Annotated in this window: 13 protein-coding genes; 10 read left to right on the forward strand and 3 right to left on the reverse strand. The window is 52.1% G+C overall.

The window, feature by feature from the left end:
- The first annotated feature begins 5 nt into the window (after positions 1–5).
- From IB263_RS24560 to IB263_RS24585, 6 genes are all read left to right on the forward strand, one after another.
- The gene (locus IB263_RS24560) at positions 6–2,201 is read left to right on the forward strand and encodes a glycosyltransferase (protein WP_192439173.1); all 2,196 of its coding nucleotides are present in this window, start codon (positions 6–8) and stop codon (positions 2,199–2,201) included.
- Positions 2,202–2,283: 82 nt separating this feature from the next.
- Positions 2,284–2,865: a dTDP-4-dehydrorhamnose 3,5-epimerase gene (gene rfbC, locus IB263_RS24565; RefSeq protein ID WP_192439175.1), complete on the forward strand. Its 582-nt coding sequence runs from the start codon at positions 2,284–2,286 to the stop codon at positions 2,863–2,865.
- A 53-nt stretch (positions 2,866–2,918) separates the two neighbouring features.
- Positions 2,919–3,992, forward strand: a complete 1,074-nt coding sequence (gene rfbB / locus IB263_RS24570) for a dTDP-glucose 4,6-dehydratase (protein WP_192439176.1) — start codon at positions 2,919–2,921, stop codon at positions 3,990–3,992.
- Positions 3,989–4,885: a dTDP-4-dehydrorhamnose reductase gene (gene rfbD, locus IB263_RS24575; protein ID WP_192439178.1), complete on the forward strand. Its 897-nt coding sequence runs from the start codon at positions 3,989–3,991 to the stop codon at positions 4,883–4,885. Before rfbB ends, rfbD begins: the two co-directional genes overlap by 4 nt.
- A gap of 37 nt (positions 4,886–4,922) precedes the next feature.
- Positions 4,923–5,798 carry a glucose-1-phosphate thymidylyltransferase RfbA gene (gene rfbA, locus IB263_RS24580; protein WP_192439180.1) on the forward strand — a complete coding sequence of 292 codons (876 nt, stop codon included), beginning with the start codon at positions 4,923–4,925 and terminating at the stop codon, positions 5,796–5,798.
- 196 nt (positions 5,799–5,994) lie between these two features.
- Positions 5,995–6,711 (forward strand): hypothetical protein, encoded by a 717-nt coding sequence (locus IB263_RS24585; RefSeq protein ID WP_210338313.1) that lies wholly within the window; start codon positions 5,995–5,997, stop codon positions 6,709–6,711.
- A 56-nt stretch (positions 6,712–6,767) separates the two neighbouring features.
- Here the strand turns inward: IB263_RS24585 and IB263_RS24590 are convergent, their stop codons facing one another.
- From IB263_RS24590 to IB263_RS24600, 3 genes are read right to left on the reverse strand one after another with little or no spacing between them, the layout of a single operon-like run.
- A complete protein-coding gene (locus IB263_RS24590) occupies positions 6,768–7,805 on the reverse strand; it encodes a hypothetical protein (protein ID WP_192439184.1) in 1,038 nt (345 codons plus the stop codon).
- 18 nt (positions 7,806–7,823) lie between these two features.
- Positions 7,824–10,031: a glycosyltransferase gene (locus IB263_RS24595; RefSeq protein ID WP_192439185.1), complete on the reverse strand. Its 2,208-nt coding sequence runs from the start codon at positions 10,029–10,031 to the stop codon at positions 7,824–7,826.
- A 45-nt stretch (positions 10,032–10,076) separates the two neighbouring features.
- On the reverse strand, positions 10,077–12,107 hold the full coding sequence (locus tag IB263_RS24600; RefSeq protein ID WP_192439186.1) for a glycosyltransferase family 2 protein: 2,031 nt from the start codon (positions 12,105–12,107) through the stop codon (positions 10,077–10,079).
- A gap of 752 nt (positions 12,108–12,859) precedes the next feature.
- On the opposite strand from IB263_RS24600, the gene IB263_RS24605 reads away from it, so the two are divergent.
- The 4 genes from IB263_RS24605 to IB263_RS24620 all read left to right on the forward strand — a co-directional run bounded on the left by IB263_RS24605 (position 12,860) and on the right by IB263_RS24620 (position 16,514).
- Positions 12,860–13,261 (forward strand): transposase, encoded by a 402-nt coding sequence (locus IB263_RS24605; RefSeq protein ID WP_246811079.1) that lies wholly within the window; start codon positions 12,860–12,862, stop codon positions 13,259–13,261.
- 68 nt (positions 13,262–13,329) lie between these two features.
- Positions 13,330–13,602: an IS66 family insertion sequence element accessory protein TnpB gene (gene tnpB / locus IB263_RS24610; protein ID WP_011970902.1), complete on the forward strand. Its 273-nt coding sequence runs from the start codon at positions 13,330–13,332 to the stop codon at positions 13,600–13,602.
- Between the two features lie 75 nt (positions 13,603–13,677).
- Entirely contained in the window at positions 13,678–15,297 is a 1,620-nt protein-coding gene (locus IB263_RS24615; RefSeq protein ID WP_192439188.1) for an IS66 family transposase, read from the forward strand.
- Between the two features lie 278 nt (positions 15,298–15,575).
- Complete coding sequence (locus tag IB263_RS24620; protein ID WP_192439189.1) at positions 15,576–16,514, forward strand: class I SAM-dependent methyltransferase; 939 nt, start codon at positions 15,576–15,578, stop codon at positions 16,512–16,514.
- Positions 16,515–16,697 lie beyond the last annotated feature (183 nt).

A 16,697-nucleotide genomic window follows, 5' to 3' on the forward strand; every position in this document is an offset into this window, starting at 1 on the left:
GCCGCATGACATTGACTGTAACTCCTATTCAGGACCTTGCCCGGAAAGCGGATACGGCAAAACGTGAGACGTGCTGGGAGGCCGACGGTGAAGATCCTGGTTTTCGGATTGAATTCTCCGTCGTCCGGCGGCGCTTTGTAGTCCTGTACCTTGCGAGTTTGAGCGACACGATTGATCCGAAAATCTACATCAACAACGGCCTGGGTTTTCGTGAACAAGACGCAAGAGAGTTAGGTGCGGGGCAGGCCTTCGCGATCAAAATCGATGTCGGATCGTTTGGCACGATCTGTTCTCTCCGTGTCGATCCATGCACCGGTCCTGCATTATTTTCGTTTGATGTACGGGATTTCTCGACGCAGCGCGAGGTTGCCAGTTTCGTTCGTGAGCTTGAGCGGCGACATCGGGACCTTGCGATCGTCGAACTTGGCAAGCTGCCGCGATTCTGGCGAAGATGGAGGCCGACCAAGGTTGGGGGGAAGCGATCCGCGACCGTGCGCTACTTAGATAGTATGTACGCGATGGCGGAGGTGTCGTTGACACGAGCTGAGATCCTCGGCAGGGAGCCTTGGTTGAGCGTGATCGTTCCAGTTTACAATGCACCGGTGCGGTATCTCAGCGACCTTTTGAATTCCTTTCGGGAACAACTCGATGAGGACGTTGAGTTGATCCTTAGCGATGACGCGTCGACGAGTCCGGAGACTCGTCAATGGCTTCTCGGTCTCAATAATTCTGACAAAGTTCGTGTGGTTATGAATCCGGAGAACCGGGGTATTGCGGCAACAACGAACGCTGGTATCAAGGAGGCTCGTGGCAAATGGATCGCTCTCTTGGACCACGACGACGTGATCGCGCCGTGGGCGCTATATGTGATCCGTCAAGTCCTTGAGGGCGACCCTACGATTGAGTTTCTCTACACGGACGAAGTCATCGTTGATGAAAATCTACAGCCCACAGGTCTTATGCTCAAACCGGCCTATGATCCTGTGCTTTTATCTGGCGTGAATTACATCAACCATTTCTCTGTCTACAAGCGTGAACGCCTGAATGCGGTCGGGCTCCAGCGGCTCGGTTTTGAAGGTTCGCAGGACTACGATTTGCTGTTGCGATATCTTTCTGATCTGCCAGAGAGCAGCATCGTTCACCTGCCGTATCCCGCCTACTGGTGGCGACAGAGCAACAAAAGTTTCTCCAAGAAGTTCATCGGCAAAGCCACAGACAGCGCGCGCCGCGCACTGTGTGAGGCGTTCTCCAGTCCCGATCGACAAATTGAAGTTGGCGAAGCGATAACGAAGACGCTTCATCGAATCGAATTTCAGATACAGAATGATAACTGGCCGTCGATAACCGTGATTATTCCGAGTAAGAATTCGTTCAAGCTGATAGAAAGGGTGCTGTCCGACCTCTACTTGAAAACCGACTATCCTGCTCTTCAAGTAATCGTCGTGGACAACGGCACGGATGACCCTGAGGTCCTGAAACTGTATGAATATTACCGGACATACCATCCAGATTCCTTCATTGTCGACTTTTGCGTCGAAGAGTTCAATTTTGCGCGTTCCGTCAACCGCGGTATGAAACTCGCTTCGAGCGAGCACTTGTTGCTCCTCAACAATGATGTTGAAGTCATCCACAGTGATTGGTTGAAAGAGATGGTTTCCTGCTTGCAGTTTGACGATGTTGGAATTGTCGGTGCGAAGCTTCTTTATCCCAACGACACTATACAGCACGCGGGTGTGATTGCTGGTTTCGGCGGGCTTGCAGGTCATTGGTTCTTGAACAAGCACAAGAATTTTTCTGGGCCGATGAACCGGTTAAGCGTTCGACAGTCTATGACATGCGTGACGGGCGCCGTGATGCTTGTTTCTGGAGCATGCGCGAAAATGCTCGGAGAGTGGGATGAGCACAATTTTGCTGTCGCTTACAATGACGTAGATTACTGTATTCGTGCCTACAAGGCTGGCTATCGCGCTGTATGGACGCCTTTTGCCTGCCTTTACCATCATGAGTCTGTGTCACGAGGCCCGGATCACGGCGGCGTTAAAGGAAAGCGGTTTGAGCGGGAAAAGCAGAACCTTCGGAGGCTCCACCAAACCGAAGCTTTCAGCGATCCGGCAATCAATCCTGGGTATAGTAAAGACAGGAGCGATCCTATAGTTTCTATCCCCGACCAGCTCCATAAACCGAGACGTTGGTTTCAATAATTAATTGTTTGACGACTTTCGAACCTGCCCAGAGTCGGCTATTGGGTGGGACTACCAACTTGCAAAGAGATAAGGCGGCAACATGCAGTTTGAACGCACTGAGATCCCTGCGGTATTTGTGGTTCATACACGCAAGTTTGGAGACGATCGGGGCTTCTTTATGGAGTCTTTCCGGCAGTCGTTGTTTGAGGAAGCCGTAGGGAACTACCAGTTCGTTCAGGATAATCACTCTCTCTCTCGAGATGCGGGTACGATTCGCGGTCTTCATTTTCAAGTTCACCCCGCGGCCCAGGGTAAGCTTGTTCGCTGCGTCGCGGGGGCAATTCTGGATGTCGCAGTTGATATCCGGCGTGGTTCTCCGACCTTTGGCAAGCACGTGGCCCGCGAACTGTCTGCAATAAACGCTTCGCAATTGTGGGTGCCGCCCGGTTTCGCGCACGGTTTCTGCACATTGGAGCCCAACACTGAGGTTTCTTACAAAGTAACAGACTACTACAGCCCGGCTTGCGATCGCGGAATTATTTGGAATGACCCGGAACTCAACATCGCTTGGCCAGTGCGAGAAAGCGCGGCAACCCTCTCTGAAAAAGATAAGCTTCATCCCAGCCTTTCAAAATCGGAGGACTGGTTTGACTATGTTGCACCTGAAGGAGCGGAGAAGTAAGGACCGTCTCGCCGCGGTCGGTCATTCATCTTCATCTAGAACGAGGAATTTAAATGCGTGTGTTGGTGACGGGCGGCGCCGGGTTCATAGGATCGGCGCTAGTCAGGTACTTGGTCCTGGAGAAGGGCTATGAGGTGCTGACCATTGACAAGCTGACCTATGCGGGTACGACCACGTCGCTCGCGGCGGTTGAGGGTCGTGTAAATCATAGATTCTTGAAAGCCGACATTTGTGATCAGCGCTTGATAACGGAGGCGTTTGAGACATTCCGTCCAGATCGAGTTATGCACCTCGCGGCCGAAAGCCATGTGGACCGTTCCATAACCGGCGCAAGAGCGTTCATCGAGACGAACGTGATTGGTACATTCAATATGTTAGAGTGCGCTAGGTCATACTGGGCGTCGCTGGAGCCAATCCGAAGACAAAAATTCCGCTTTCTGCATGTGTCAACAGATGAAGTGTATGGCTCACTTGGAGACGACGGTCTGTTTACGGAGCAAACCGCCTATGACCCGAGTTCTCCGTATTCGGCATCCAAGGCTTCCTCTGACCACTTGGTGAAAGCCTGGTCAAGGACGTACGGACTACCGGTTGTTGTTTCAAACTGCTCCAACAACTACGGTCCTTACCATTTTCCCGAGAAACTGATCCCACTCACTATCATCAATGCTCTCGAGGCTAAACCACTTCCCGTGTATGGCACAGGTTCAAACGTTCGCGATTGGCTCTTTGTCGAAGATCACGCACGTGCGCTTGATGTCATCGTAGAACGCGGAAAAATTGGTGAAACGTATAACGTTGGCGGTCGGAACGAACGCCGGAATATAGATGTGGTTATGCGAATCTGCGAGACGATGGACATTCATCGACCTCGGCCTTCCGCGTATGCCTCACTCATTTCCTATGTCGCCGACCGACCCGGCCACGACGCACGCTATGCTATAGACGCAACACGGCTTGAGAGTGAATTGGGTTGGAGGGCCGCGGAGAATTTCGACACAGGAATTGAGAAAACTGTGCGATGGTACCTCGAGAATCAATGGTGGTGGAGCCCACTCAGGGAGGGATATTCCGGCGATCGACTTGGACTTCTGGAGAGCACTAGCAGCGGGACAGGTGTGATATGACACACAGGCGAAAGATCGTTGTCACTGGCAGCGAAGGACAGTTGCTTCGATGCCTGCTTGAACGGTCCCGTTCGCTGCTTGATGTAGAAGTTGTTTCATTGGGGCGCCCACAACTAGACCTGGCTGATCTTGCTCGCATCTCTGGTGCGTTGATTGATGCGAGACCTGATGCGATCGTATCCGTGGCCGCATATACCGCAGTAGACAAGGCGGAGCACGATCGGGATGAGGCGCACAGGGTTAATGGTGATGCCCCAGCTGAAATAGCCAAAGCTGCGGCGGAATTAGGTATCCCGATGGTACATATCTCGACAGATTACGTGTTCGATGGCCAGAAGGGGATTGCATATACGGAAGAAGATCGTACCAACCCAACTGGAGTTTATGGGCACTCAAAATTGCTTGGCGAGCACGCTGTCGCTGAGCATACCAAAGATTATGCGATCTTGCGCACTGCGTGGGTCTACAGCCCGTTTGGAAGGAATTTTCTACTCACAATGTTACGGTTGGCGGAGACGCAAAGCGTTGTCCGAGTTGTCGACGACCAGGTAGGGAATCCGACATGCGCGCTCGACCTTTCCGACAGTATCTTAGGTGTAGTGAGAAATCTGCTCTCGAGCGAGGCGCCTGAGCTTCGAGGTGTTTTCCACGCTGCGGGAACAGGGATCACAAGCTGGGCGGATTTCGCGAGCTATATCTTCGATATTTCTAAGGAGTGCGGCGGCCCCTATGCGGATGTAGTAAAAATCCCGAGTTCAGACTTTCCCACACTTGCGCGTCGACCTCCAAATTCAGCGCTTGATTGTACAAAGTTGGAAGCTAGTCACGGGGTCAGATTACCGTTCTGGAAAAAGTCGACTGAGGAAGTCATTCGAAGATTGCTGTCTACGTAATGATGCTATTTTAATAAGTAATGGGATGTAAGTGCCGATGAAGGGAATAATTCTTGCAGGGGGAAGTGGAACAAGGCTTCATCCGATGACATTCGTAACGTCGAAGCAGCTAATGCCGGTTTATGATAAGCCGATGATCTATTATCCGCTGTCTACACTCATGTTGGCCGGTATTCGTGAAATACTAGTAATTTCGACGCCACAAGACCTTCCGAGTTTTCAACGGTTGCTGGGAGACGGGTCTAATTGGGGTATTGAGCTTAGTTACGCGGTGCAGCCAACGCCCGATGGTTTGGCTCAAGCCTATGTTATTGGTGCGGACTTTGTCGGTTCTAGCCCGTCCTGCCTCATACTGGGTGACAACATTTTTTACGGGCACGGAATTACTGAGCTTTTTCGCGGAGCAACTAACCGAACTGACGGAGCCACGGTCTTCGCATACCACGTGACAGATCCGGAGCGGTACGGCGTGGTGGAGTTTGATGCTGCGATGAAGGCGATTTCCATAGAGGAGAAACCCACGGTACCGAAATCGCAATGGGCCGTAACGGGTCTGTATTTCTACGATTCGAGCGTCGTCGAAATAGCTGCGAACTTGAAACCTTCCCCCCGTGGGGAGTTTGAAATTACGGATGTGAATCGTTCATATCTAGAGCGAGGAGCGCTCAATGTGGAGTTAATTGGCAGAGGCTACGCTTGGCTTGATACTGGCACTCCGGATAGCCTCTTGGATGCTAGCGAGTTCGTCGCGACATTAGAGCGGCGGCAGGGGTTCAAAATATCTTGCCCCGAAGAAGTTGCGTTTAAGATGAATTTTATCTCGTCACAACAGCTTGGGTTGCTCGCGGGAAAGATGGGCAAGAGCTCGTACGGTAGATATCTGGCTAATCTAGCTCAGTCGCAGGATAGGTGATTTGGGCTATCGTGTCAGTTCCAATTTCGACGCGGGCGGCGACCTGTAGCCTCTACGATTGCTTCTTCTATGCTATCACGCAAGTATACAGTCGACGACATGTTCGCGAGATAACCGTATGATTTCAGGCGCAAGTTACAACGTGTTTAATGGCGAGGAGCACCTCCTTCATTCACTTCGCTTGATGCGGAGGAATTTGGACTACATAAATATTGTAGTTCAATTTGTGTCCAATGTCGGCAATTCGGCGGCTCCGGGACTCGAAGTGGTACTACACCAAATCGAGGCAGAACGTTTGGTGGATGACATTCATATCTACGAGCCCGATTTTTCAATAGCTCCCGTAAGGAACGAATTGAATAAGCGTAATATTGGACTGCAGCTAGCGAAGAACGCCGGTGTATCTCATTTTCTCACGATGGATTGTGACGAGTATTATCCGTCAGATGAATTTGCCGCTGCGAAGAACTTTATTGAGGCTAACAATATTATATCCACGGCCGTGAGGACGTATTTGCACATAAAGCGCCCGATTTGGCGTTCGGAGATGCCGGATAATACGTGTTGCGCCTTCCTTACTAAGATCGAGGAGGCCGATGAGTTGGTTCTCGATGCGCCTTATCCAGCGGCCTTTGTCGATCCCACTCGGCGCTTGAATGGCTCCAATCAGACGCTTCTACTACCTCTGGAGCTAATTTCAATGCGCCATATGAACCTGGTTCGGATAGATCTAAATAACAAACTGAATAATTCGTCAAACGCTGCCGCAACAGAGTTTATGTCAAAGGTGAAAGCGGCTTACGGTGAATGGGAATTCGGCCAGGATCTGAATTTTCCAGGTAAGCCTCCTATGAAGATCATTGAGGTAAAAGATATTTTCGGAATTGATGACCAATTTGATCGATATTCTTAATCATTTATACAGATATGTGCCCTTCTGCCAAGAGTCGGAAAGGCAGCGCGGTCCTTTTAAGACGTATTTCGCCGCCATGCTTCACATACGTTTCGGTAAAGCTGCTGTTGGATTAGCATATCATGGCTGATTTCTTTTTTGGATCCGCCGGCGGTCTTCTTTATAAGTTCACTTGTGAACGCGGATAGATTGTAGCGTTTTCTTCGTCGCTCAGACAGATTGGAAGTAAATTTGAGGGGCGCCTGGCGCCGTCTAACGAGCTCTGAAGCTATCACCTCAGCGGATTTCCGGATGTTAAAGGGCCTACCGGAAAAATTGTAAGAGGCATTCTTGTTGAAATTTGTTGATGTCACATAGCCTGGCCCTCCGTGAGGCCCGTAGATGTAAACGGGCACACCGGCGACGAGTCCATAGATTGCGGTCTTGCCGATCGAGACCAAGGTGTCTGCCCAGTTCAAGTCATTTGGGAGAATTGGTCGATAGACACCATTTGCAACGCCGATACGCTCAACATGATACCCATTTGACCGTAACATTTCGAGGGCGCGATCCAATTCCGGGACGGAGTGATTGGAAACGTAGAGTATGCGTGCCAATTCATCTCTGATCCTATGAGCTTTGAAAAAGGCCTCAGGGCACGCGTTGTAAAACACCATCGCCTTGTGTTGGAGACTTGCCGGTAGTTGCGAAGATGAAAGGGTTTCCGGCGAGTTGAAAAGGATTGCGTCTGCTAGACTGAGTTCCAACGGGCAGGTGATCTGCTCTAGCGGTTCTGTTGGTCCAAGGTGCGAGAATACAAAACTGATTCTATGTTTGGCGCGTGACAGAAATTTCAAGTCTATCCAGCCAAATGTAATATGTTGGCACCAAATGATGCGATATTGGCAAGGATCGATTACTTCCTGGATGGTGAAGGCATTAATGCCGTTCCGCGAAAGCAGAGCTGACATTGGCTCCCTGAGCGCGACACATCCTACGTCGACTTGATACCCGCGCTTAATAAATTCTTGCGCGAATTCCAAGACGACAAATGATGATCCTGTCAGATCTGTCATATGGTTGGTTAAAAACAGTATCTTGTCTTGGTTCGACATGCTCAAATATACACACTTTCAGCTCGTGAATAGTTCGCTATAGCGTCGCGAAAGCGTGCTGGCCGAAAAATTGGCCTTTATATCTTCGCGTTGCTCCTCAAGGAGCGCACGTAACTCGGGTGTCCTGTCCAACCAATTGGCGGTTTCACTTTCCGCGCGGTCGGCGTCCCAATTTGGAAGAATGATGCCACCTCCGTACACGTCGTTGACGGCGCGGATATCGCCGACATCTGTGCTGAGAAAAGGGATGCCCATGGACATCGATTCCAGGAGAGCTATAGGCAGACCTTCGTAGTCCGAGCAGATCACGAGTCCATCAAGGAATGCACCAATGTCGCTTACATCCTCGAAGAACTTAATTGTGCGCGTGTTCGTTAAATTGTTCGTTGCGATTTCGTTTTGACAAAAGTCGTCCAACGGTCCAGTGCCGACCATAACAAACTGAATTTCGGGTCGATCTAAAAAGCGTTTTGCTAAATCAAGGAATCGTTCGGGACGCTTTTGGGAGGTAAGTCTTCCAATAAACCCTATATTGGTTTTGTCGTTCTGGAGCCCAAACCTGACTTCAATCGCCTGCCGCGAAGCCTTTTTCGCATCTATTTGAGCCACACGTTCGAATGAAAGCGCTGGATAAATCTGCGAAATGAGCTGGGGGGGTATATTGAACTTTTCTCGAAAGGTAGCTTCAATCTTTTTGTTAACTGCAATGAAGCGGTCGGCAGCGAGTACGCCAGGGCGGCGAAACTCTTGGATCCAGCCAGCTTCGGTGTCGTAGACTTGTTGATCGAGAATTCGGCTGTCAGCGAAGATACAACGCAAGCGTCCGGCGTTTTCAGCGATCCATGTCGCACCGTTGATTATCCATACGGCGTCAGGCGGAAACAGGGCTGCTAACTCTTGAATTACCTGCTCATACCGGTCGACCGTCACCAGATGCGCAAGATCGACGCATAAGACGCCTATCTCGTCAAGTTGATGGTGGAGTGAACCTACCTCCGTGAAATGCGGCTCGAAGGTAACAACGACAAACTCGAACTCCGCTCGGAGTTGCCGCATGATTTCTACGGTGTTTCTCTCGACCCCGCCAACAGCAAAGAAGCCGGAAAGGACGAACACCACTGGTCTTGGGGCGGATGTGAGGAATTCATGGGTGCAGTCATAATCGACTGCACCGTCAACGCCAAGGTTGGGAACGTATATCCTATTCGGGTCAATCGTTGCTCTGGGGATGCATGTCCGTTCGAATAACAGGTCATCTGGTCGTCTTTCGACCAGTCGCAAGACATGCTTAGCTAGCGAGACACGCCGATTGTACGAGCCGTGCACCGCGCAGGTTTCCCAAGCGACTGGGTGTTCCGCGCTTGAAGATCCCGGTTCGTCAATTCTCGTGGTTTGTTCTTCTGGATCGCTCAACCGAGCAAGGTATTCGCGTGTGCCGCGATCGAGGTGGGAATTTCCCCTAATTGCAATTGCAAGTTCATCACCCTGCAGCTTTGGGGCAAATTCACGGAAGAGATCTGCAAACATTCGAGTGATCTCGCCGTCAACGAATAAAGGGTTCTCTTTAATTGTGTTACTAGAGTGAACGCGGTATTTGGTCAGCGCTACGGGCGAAAAGTGACAAACGTCAGTAAGGTAGGCGCGGAGGGCGAAGTCCCAGTCATGAATGTAGCGATAGTCTCTAAAGCCACCTAACTTCTCAAACAACTGCCTTGAGAAAATCATGTTGCTGGTTGTCGCGATGAAGTTTTGATTGAGCAGCATTGCCAGAAAAGACGACTGGTGCCCGTCGTCCTTCAAGCCTTCCGGGAGGGCGTACTCGGGATCCGCAGGTCCTCGTTTGCGCCCTATGGTTCTGCTTCCTTCATCGATAATCGAAATGCTACCGGTGATCAGTGCCGGATGAAGCTCCCGAATGACTTGGCGCGCCAACTGAAATCTGTGCGGTACAAACGCGTCGTCGGAGTTTAGAACCGCGAGCCATTTGTTCGTTGCCGCTCTGCATAGTTGGTTGATGCGATTGTGAGCGCCCTTATTGATTCCACCATTGTCGAGAATTTTTACTTTGGGGTGCTGCGAGAAGCTCTCGATGATTTCGACGGAGCGATCTCGGGAACCGTCGTCAACAATCAAAATCTCCGTGACCAAGGGGTCAACGATGCAGGAGTGGATTGCTTCGTATACGTAGTGTTCGTGATTAAATACTGGGATCAGCGCAGAAAACATAAAATATCCTCTTATCTCCGTCAGAAAACGTGAATCTCTTGGATTTCACGGTACCAATGGAAAAATGTGCTCATGAGACGTTACTTCTGTCCGGAGCGAGCGACGCATCCGAGTTAAGAAGGTGTTAAATGCTGCCTGTAGTGCTGCGCCGGTATTTTCAGTGGGAGAGCGGGCTGCATTGATGAAGCCCACGTAGAAAGAATATTCGAAGAACGCTGACATTAAATCGTCATGAAATCCGCTGTTTCCAAGAAAAAGATGGCGCTCAAGATAGTTCGTCCATCCCCGGATCCCCTCGAAAATTGCCAGAATATCTGACATATCTTTGCTTTTATCGTGGTTCTCGTCGGAGAGAGAGAGAAGGATCGTGGTTAGTCCGAGCGCCTCAGCGGCATCTGGGTGAATGTCAAGGAAAGTCCTCGCCATACGTCCAGTATTGAGCTGACGTTGTACAAACTGCTCGAAGTTGTAGGGGTGAATGTGTTCTCCGACAGACAACGGATCATAAAAGATTCGAAGGCCATTGTTTCCCTTCGATAGCCGATAAGCTAGTTCAATGTCCTCAAATCCATATAGCTTAAAATGATCAGAGAAGCCGTCTTGGGACCAATCTTTGACTGCTGCCTTCTTCATAGAAATGTTGGAGGTGTAAAAGAATCGCCAATCAATCCACTCGTACGGTGTCAAGTCGGCAAAGCCAAACTGTTCGCCGCCTCGGCCTTGGATATGTCGCATGACTGGGCCGACATCAAGCGATCGACCGTTTGGCCAGATGGTCTTGCCTACCACGGCCTCCCCTAGAGAGTTGCGGCGCTCATGAAAGTCACTATGGGCATTAAAAAAATCCGGTCCCGCGGGCCTGATATCATCCCCCATAAACAGCACGACGTCGTGTCTAGCGCGAGCAACGCCGAGATTGCGTGCTGAACCCGGACCGCCGTTGCTTGTGTGTATAACCTCGACGTTGGACATCCTGCCTTTGAGGTCGTTTAGGAAATCAGCGGTCCCATCCGTTGAGCCATCGTTGATTATGATGAACTCAATCTCCGGCTTGCTTCCGAGGCTGAAGCAGCATGCAAGAGTTTCAGCAAGAACTTGGACTCTATTATACGTAGGAATTACAACTGAAATTGGCGTGGTCGGCGATCTCAGGCTGGTTCCGAGAGTTGCGCTCTCAGCCGCAGAAAGGCCCTGCTCTCGGGTCCGGCGTTTTCTTGATGGGTCTTGATGTGGACGACCTTCTTTCTGTCCGTGCACAATGAAATGCACAAAAGGGTTTATTCCGTCATCCCGGACGTCGTGGTTCACTCGCAGGTAGTAGTTTACGTCAAAATCTGAGTTTGGGTTGGCGCCAATGTGCACGCCGACGTCCAAGAAATGTTGAAGCGGCGTGTAACCTTGTTGCTTACTCCAGTCGGCAATTTGACGAACATAGTGCTCACAATCAAACTGTGGATGTGGACGACGTAATTCTGCTCCTCCTGCGGAGGCGTAGTGAGCAAGGGGGTTGATTCCTGCGAGCTTCACATCCGGATTGCTGTTAATATAGTAGGACACTGAAAACAAAGGATGCGGATCAAGACCTAAGCGCCATCCGTTGTGCATGAAATGTTTGAAAGGATCTCCATCAATAGACACTCCCTGCACAGCAGCTGCGCTCTGGTAGAAGTCAATATCAAAGAGATTCACTGCGTCCTTTTTGAACAAGTCATGATTTGTTATGTATGCAAGAAGCGGATGAGTTTCGTTTAACGCTGCTCGTGCGCGGTGCGTCATCTTAGTGGGATCAAAGAATGGGCTTGTCGATCGATTTTCATGAATACCAAATCGGAGAAAATGTGTTAGTGGACATATGCCGGCACTCTTGACGTCTGTGTTCGTTTGGAGATACCAATTTGTGTCGAAATATACTGAAGGATTAAACCCGCTCTTCCAGCCTCTTTTGATGAAGTGCTCCAGTGCGTTAATAGACCTCGGCAATTTATATTCGGAAATGTACCATTCTTGATCGAATAACTTCGATTTATTGAGGAATTTGAAGTTTTTCTTAAACTGATTGGAAGAGAAAATGCTCATGTCTAATCCTCAAATTTTTGTAATCTAGATTCGGTTCCTCATAACCATTCTGCTCGATAATTCAATGACAAATTGAGCAATTTCAGGTTCTAGGATGTTGTTTCGGAGGTGGGCGGCGGCTGCCCTGTCGCTATCTGAAGGTCAGAAACTCAGTCTCGATGCCATGGCCGCAAGTGGGCAAATCGGAAGAGGGGCAGTTCGTTGATTACGCGTTTGCGCGATAGAAGATTGGGACCACTTTGCGTTGCCGTGCAGTCGAGCGCAGAGACGATGGTCGGCTAGGCTAACTCCCTCCCTCGGGCGGTCGTCGCCCGGGCAAGCTCCTGGTGTGCCGTGAGGCTGAGCTTTTCAGATCGGACTGAGCAATTCATGGAAAATGCAATCGTGCTGATAGCACCAGAGCGGCGTCGCCGATGGCCGCTTGAAGATCGCGCCCTGATACTGGCGGAGGCTTTAGCGGCGAGCGCGATTCCAGTGTTGTAGTTTGGGGCGCATACATGACGCGCGTTGCCGTCCACATCTGCCACGGAAGCGAAAACAGCACAGCGCCGGTCGGTCGCCTGTGTCGGGAGGGGCAATGTTCCATTGACCGTGACGTCGGCGGTTGGAGCGGTGGGAAGCTCTGCCAACGTCCGTCCGGCAATCACAGATGTTGCGGAATCTTCCGGCGATTTGGCATCGGTCAGATTAGAAATGGTAAGCGCGTAGGGACCCCCACGTATCATTTGGCCCGCTGATCGGGGATTTTCTGCATGAATCATGCGGAGAATCCTATGAGTGACAGTGTGAATCAGCCGCGAACATTTGAGGTTTTGACGGCGGCGCCGGCGCGACGCAAGCCGCGTGACTGGCCGGACGAGGAGAAGGAGCGCCTAATTGCCGAGACGTTGTTGCCTGGAGCCAATGTCTCTGCGATCGCGCGTGCTGAGGGATTGGATCCCTCGCAGCTCTACGGATGGCGTCGCAAGGCGCTGTCATCAGGGTTGGTTGCGCCTCTGACGGAAACCGCGAAGACGGAGATCAAGTTCGCGCGCGTTGAGCCGGCGGCAAGCTCTACGGTCGAAATCGTCATCGGTGATGTCGTTGTGCGCGTCGCCGGCGATATCGAGGCGGATCACCTGGCGAAGATACTTCGGGCGGTCCGCAAGGCATGATCGCGTCCGGTGTCATCGTTTACGTGTCGTGCCAGCCGGTCGACTTCCGCAAAGGTGCGGCATCCTTGATGGCTCTGGTCAGAGATGGCGGTCTCGACCCGTTCAACGGAGCGCTTTATGTGTTCCGATCGAAGCGGGCGGACCGTGTTCGCATCGTCTGGTGGGATGGCAGCGGCGTCTGCCTCTATTCGAAAACGCTCGAGGAGCAGAGCTTTTGCTGGCCGGGCATATCGGCCGCCAGGATACGCCTGGACCATTCGCAATTGATGGCGCTTCTGGCCGGTCTGGACTGGAAGAAGATCCGGCCAACCAAGGTCAGGCGGCCGCTGCTGACGGGCTGAGCGGGACTGCGGCAAGATGAATCATGCTGCTGTAATCATTGGGAAAGCGGCTGTTCTTGTGCTCTATTCGACCTCATGGATTTGCCCCTTAGCGACCTGCCGGACGACGTTGATGCGCTGAAAGCGATGGTTCTCGCGTTGGCGCGCGAACAGGCTGCGAAGGAGGCCCGGTTGAAGGCGGCCGAGGCTGAGATCGCGCGGTTGGAGGCGGTTGAGAAGGGCGCCAACGAGCGGATTGCCAACCTGACCTTGATCATGAAGGTTTTGCAGCGCACGCAAAATGGCAAGCGCTCTGAGCGGCTCCGCCTCGGGGTCAACGACGAGCAGGTCTCCTTTGCCTTCGAAGAGGTCGAAACGGGCCTAGCGGCAATCCGCAGCGAACTCGACCGCGCGGCCAAAGACAAGCCGAAGCGAGCGCCGCGTCCGCGCAAGGGTTTTGCCGCCCATCTCGAGCGCATCGAGGAGGTCATCGAGCCGGAAATTCCGGCCGGGTGCGAGGGGCTGGTAAAGGTTCTGATCGGTGAGGACCGCTGCGAACGTCTGGACGTTGTGCGGCCGAAGTTCAGGGTTATCGTGACGCGTCGCCCCAAATACGCCTTCCGGGGCAGCGACGGCGTGGTCCAGGCCCTGGCGCCGGTACACATCATCGAAGGCGGCCTGCCGACGGAACGGCTGCTCGCCTATATCGCCGTTTCCAAATACGCCGATGGTCTTCCTCTTTATCGGCAGGAATCGATCTATCTGCGTGACGGCGTCGAGATCAGCCGATCGCTGATGGCCCAATGGATGGGGCATCTGGGCTTCGAACTGCAGATGCTGGCCGATTATATTCTGGAGAGGGTCAAGGAGGGCGAAAGGATTTTTGCCGACGAGACGACCCTGCCCACTCTTGCGCCCGGTTCGGGCAAAACCACCAAGGCCTGGCTTTGGGCCTATGCGCGCAACGATCGCCCCTATGGTGGAACCAGTCCGCCGATGGTTGCCTATCGTTTTGAAGACAGCAGAGGCGCGGATTGCGTGACGCGTCATCTCTCCGGATTCACCGGCATCCTGCAGGTTGATGGCTACTCGGCCTATACCAATCTCGCCAAGACGCGGGCGAAAACCGGCAGCAACGAGACGATCCAGCTTGCAGGATGTTGGGCACATCTACGGCGCAAGTTTTACGATCTGCACATCAGCGGTGTCTCGCAGGCCGCCACAGACACTGTCCTGGCAATGACCGAGCTCTGGCGCATCGAAGATGAGGTTCGTGGCAAGGATGCCGACAGCCGCTCCACACTTCGCCAGGGAAAGTCCGCAGCCATTGTCGCAAGTCTCTTCGACCTTTGGGAAAGAGAGCTCGGCAAGGTCTCCGGGAAGTCCAAGACCGCCGAGGCGATCCGCTATGCTCTCACTCGGCGCGAGGCGCTGGAGCGCTTTCTAGCGGACGGTCGCATCGAGATCGACTCCAACATTGTCGAACGCGCGATCAGGCCCCAGACAATTACGAGGAAGAATAGTCTATTCGCCGGAAGCGAAGGTGGCGGACGGACCTGGGCGACGCTGGCCACCCTCTTGCAGTCCGCCAAGATGAACAACGTCGATCCCCTCGACTGGCTCTCCCAGACCTTGACCCGCATCGCTCAAGGCTGGCCCGTGTCAGAAATAGACGCCCTCATGCCATGGAACTTCAGGTCAGACGCCGTCAGCTAACCGCTTACTAGAAATGTGCACTAGCCCAATTTCAAAATTGAAAACAAGGCTACCTGATCCTCGAAGGATTAGGTTGGAAAGATGATGCCGTGGAGTGACATCCGTATCGTGCCAATTGGCTAGGATTTGAGCACTACTTACCCGTGAGTTGACGTTGATGTCGACAAGACCGTGATTGGATAGATGCCGCGGAGTTCGGCCGGCGCGCACGCGCCGTATGGTTGACTGGTTTACAGCACGCCTGCCATAAAGTCATACGCCATGATGGGAGGAGCGCCATGGAAGACGGGGAGCAGGTACCTGCTAAGATTGCGGAGGAACCTTATGATGAAGTGAAGGCGGTTCGCGCCGAACTTGATACCGCCTACCGGTTTATCGACGGGATCACCGCTAAAATCAAGGAAGGTAAGATTGTCGAGTTTGAGTATGGCCATCTTACCAAGAAGAGGAACTACGCGAATCTGCCGAATATCAAGCGAGATTTAGAATGGTTTGAAGGTCATGAGCAAAAGTACTTTCGAATGCTCTTGGACTTCTCTCCGTATTTTTCGTTGGCCATGGAAATCGAAGATCAGGCGGACATCTCGACAAACCCTAGTTGGAGAAACCCGTGGTTTCCATTTGTGGATGCGATTTCCACTTATTGTTTAATCGCCGCCAACAAACCGAAGCGTTATATTGAGGTCGGATCCGGTTTCTCAACGAAGTTTGCCAGGCGCGCGATCAAAGACTTCAGCCCTGATACCAAGCTGATCTCGATCGACCCTTATCCGCGTGATGAAATCAACGAGATATGCGACGAGGTGATGCGCTTTCCCTTTCAGGACGTTGATCGTTCCTTCTTCGACGGTTTCACTGCTGATGACATTTTCTTTTTCGACAGCAGTCATCGCGTTGATCAGGGCGGGGATGTTGCGGTGTTCTTTGGTGAAATTTTGCCAAACCTGCCGAAAGGCATGCTCTACGGTATCCACGATATCTTTTATCCTGATGAGGACTATCCGGAGAGTTGGCTACCGCGCCATTACTCGGAGCAATACATGCTTATGGCCTATCTTTCTGGGGGGGGCGGCGGGGATGAGATCGTGTTTCCCGCCTATTATGTATCTCAACGACCTCGCGTCTACGAACCACTCCAACCGCTGTTGCAGCACGACAATATCAAGCCTGCTACGGGCAGAATCCTTGGTCAATCATTCTGGATGCGCAAAGGGTAGCCTCCGACAGGTAACCGCGACGTTTTTAAGCCCCGCCGTAGAGCGGGGTTTTCTTATGGGGCACGACAAGGGTTGTACGTTGTATGCGGTGAAGGTGAAGTGAGGAGTGAGGCCGTTACTTCGTAAGCGGCAAGTTGAGGCCGTTCAGCGGGCGTAGTTCCACGGCATCAGCGCGTCGATTTC

The organism is Ensifer sp. ENS03, assembly GCF_014852035.1.
Lineage (GTDB): Bacteria > Pseudomonadota > Alphaproteobacteria > Rhizobiales > Rhizobiaceae > Ensifer > Ensifer adhaerens.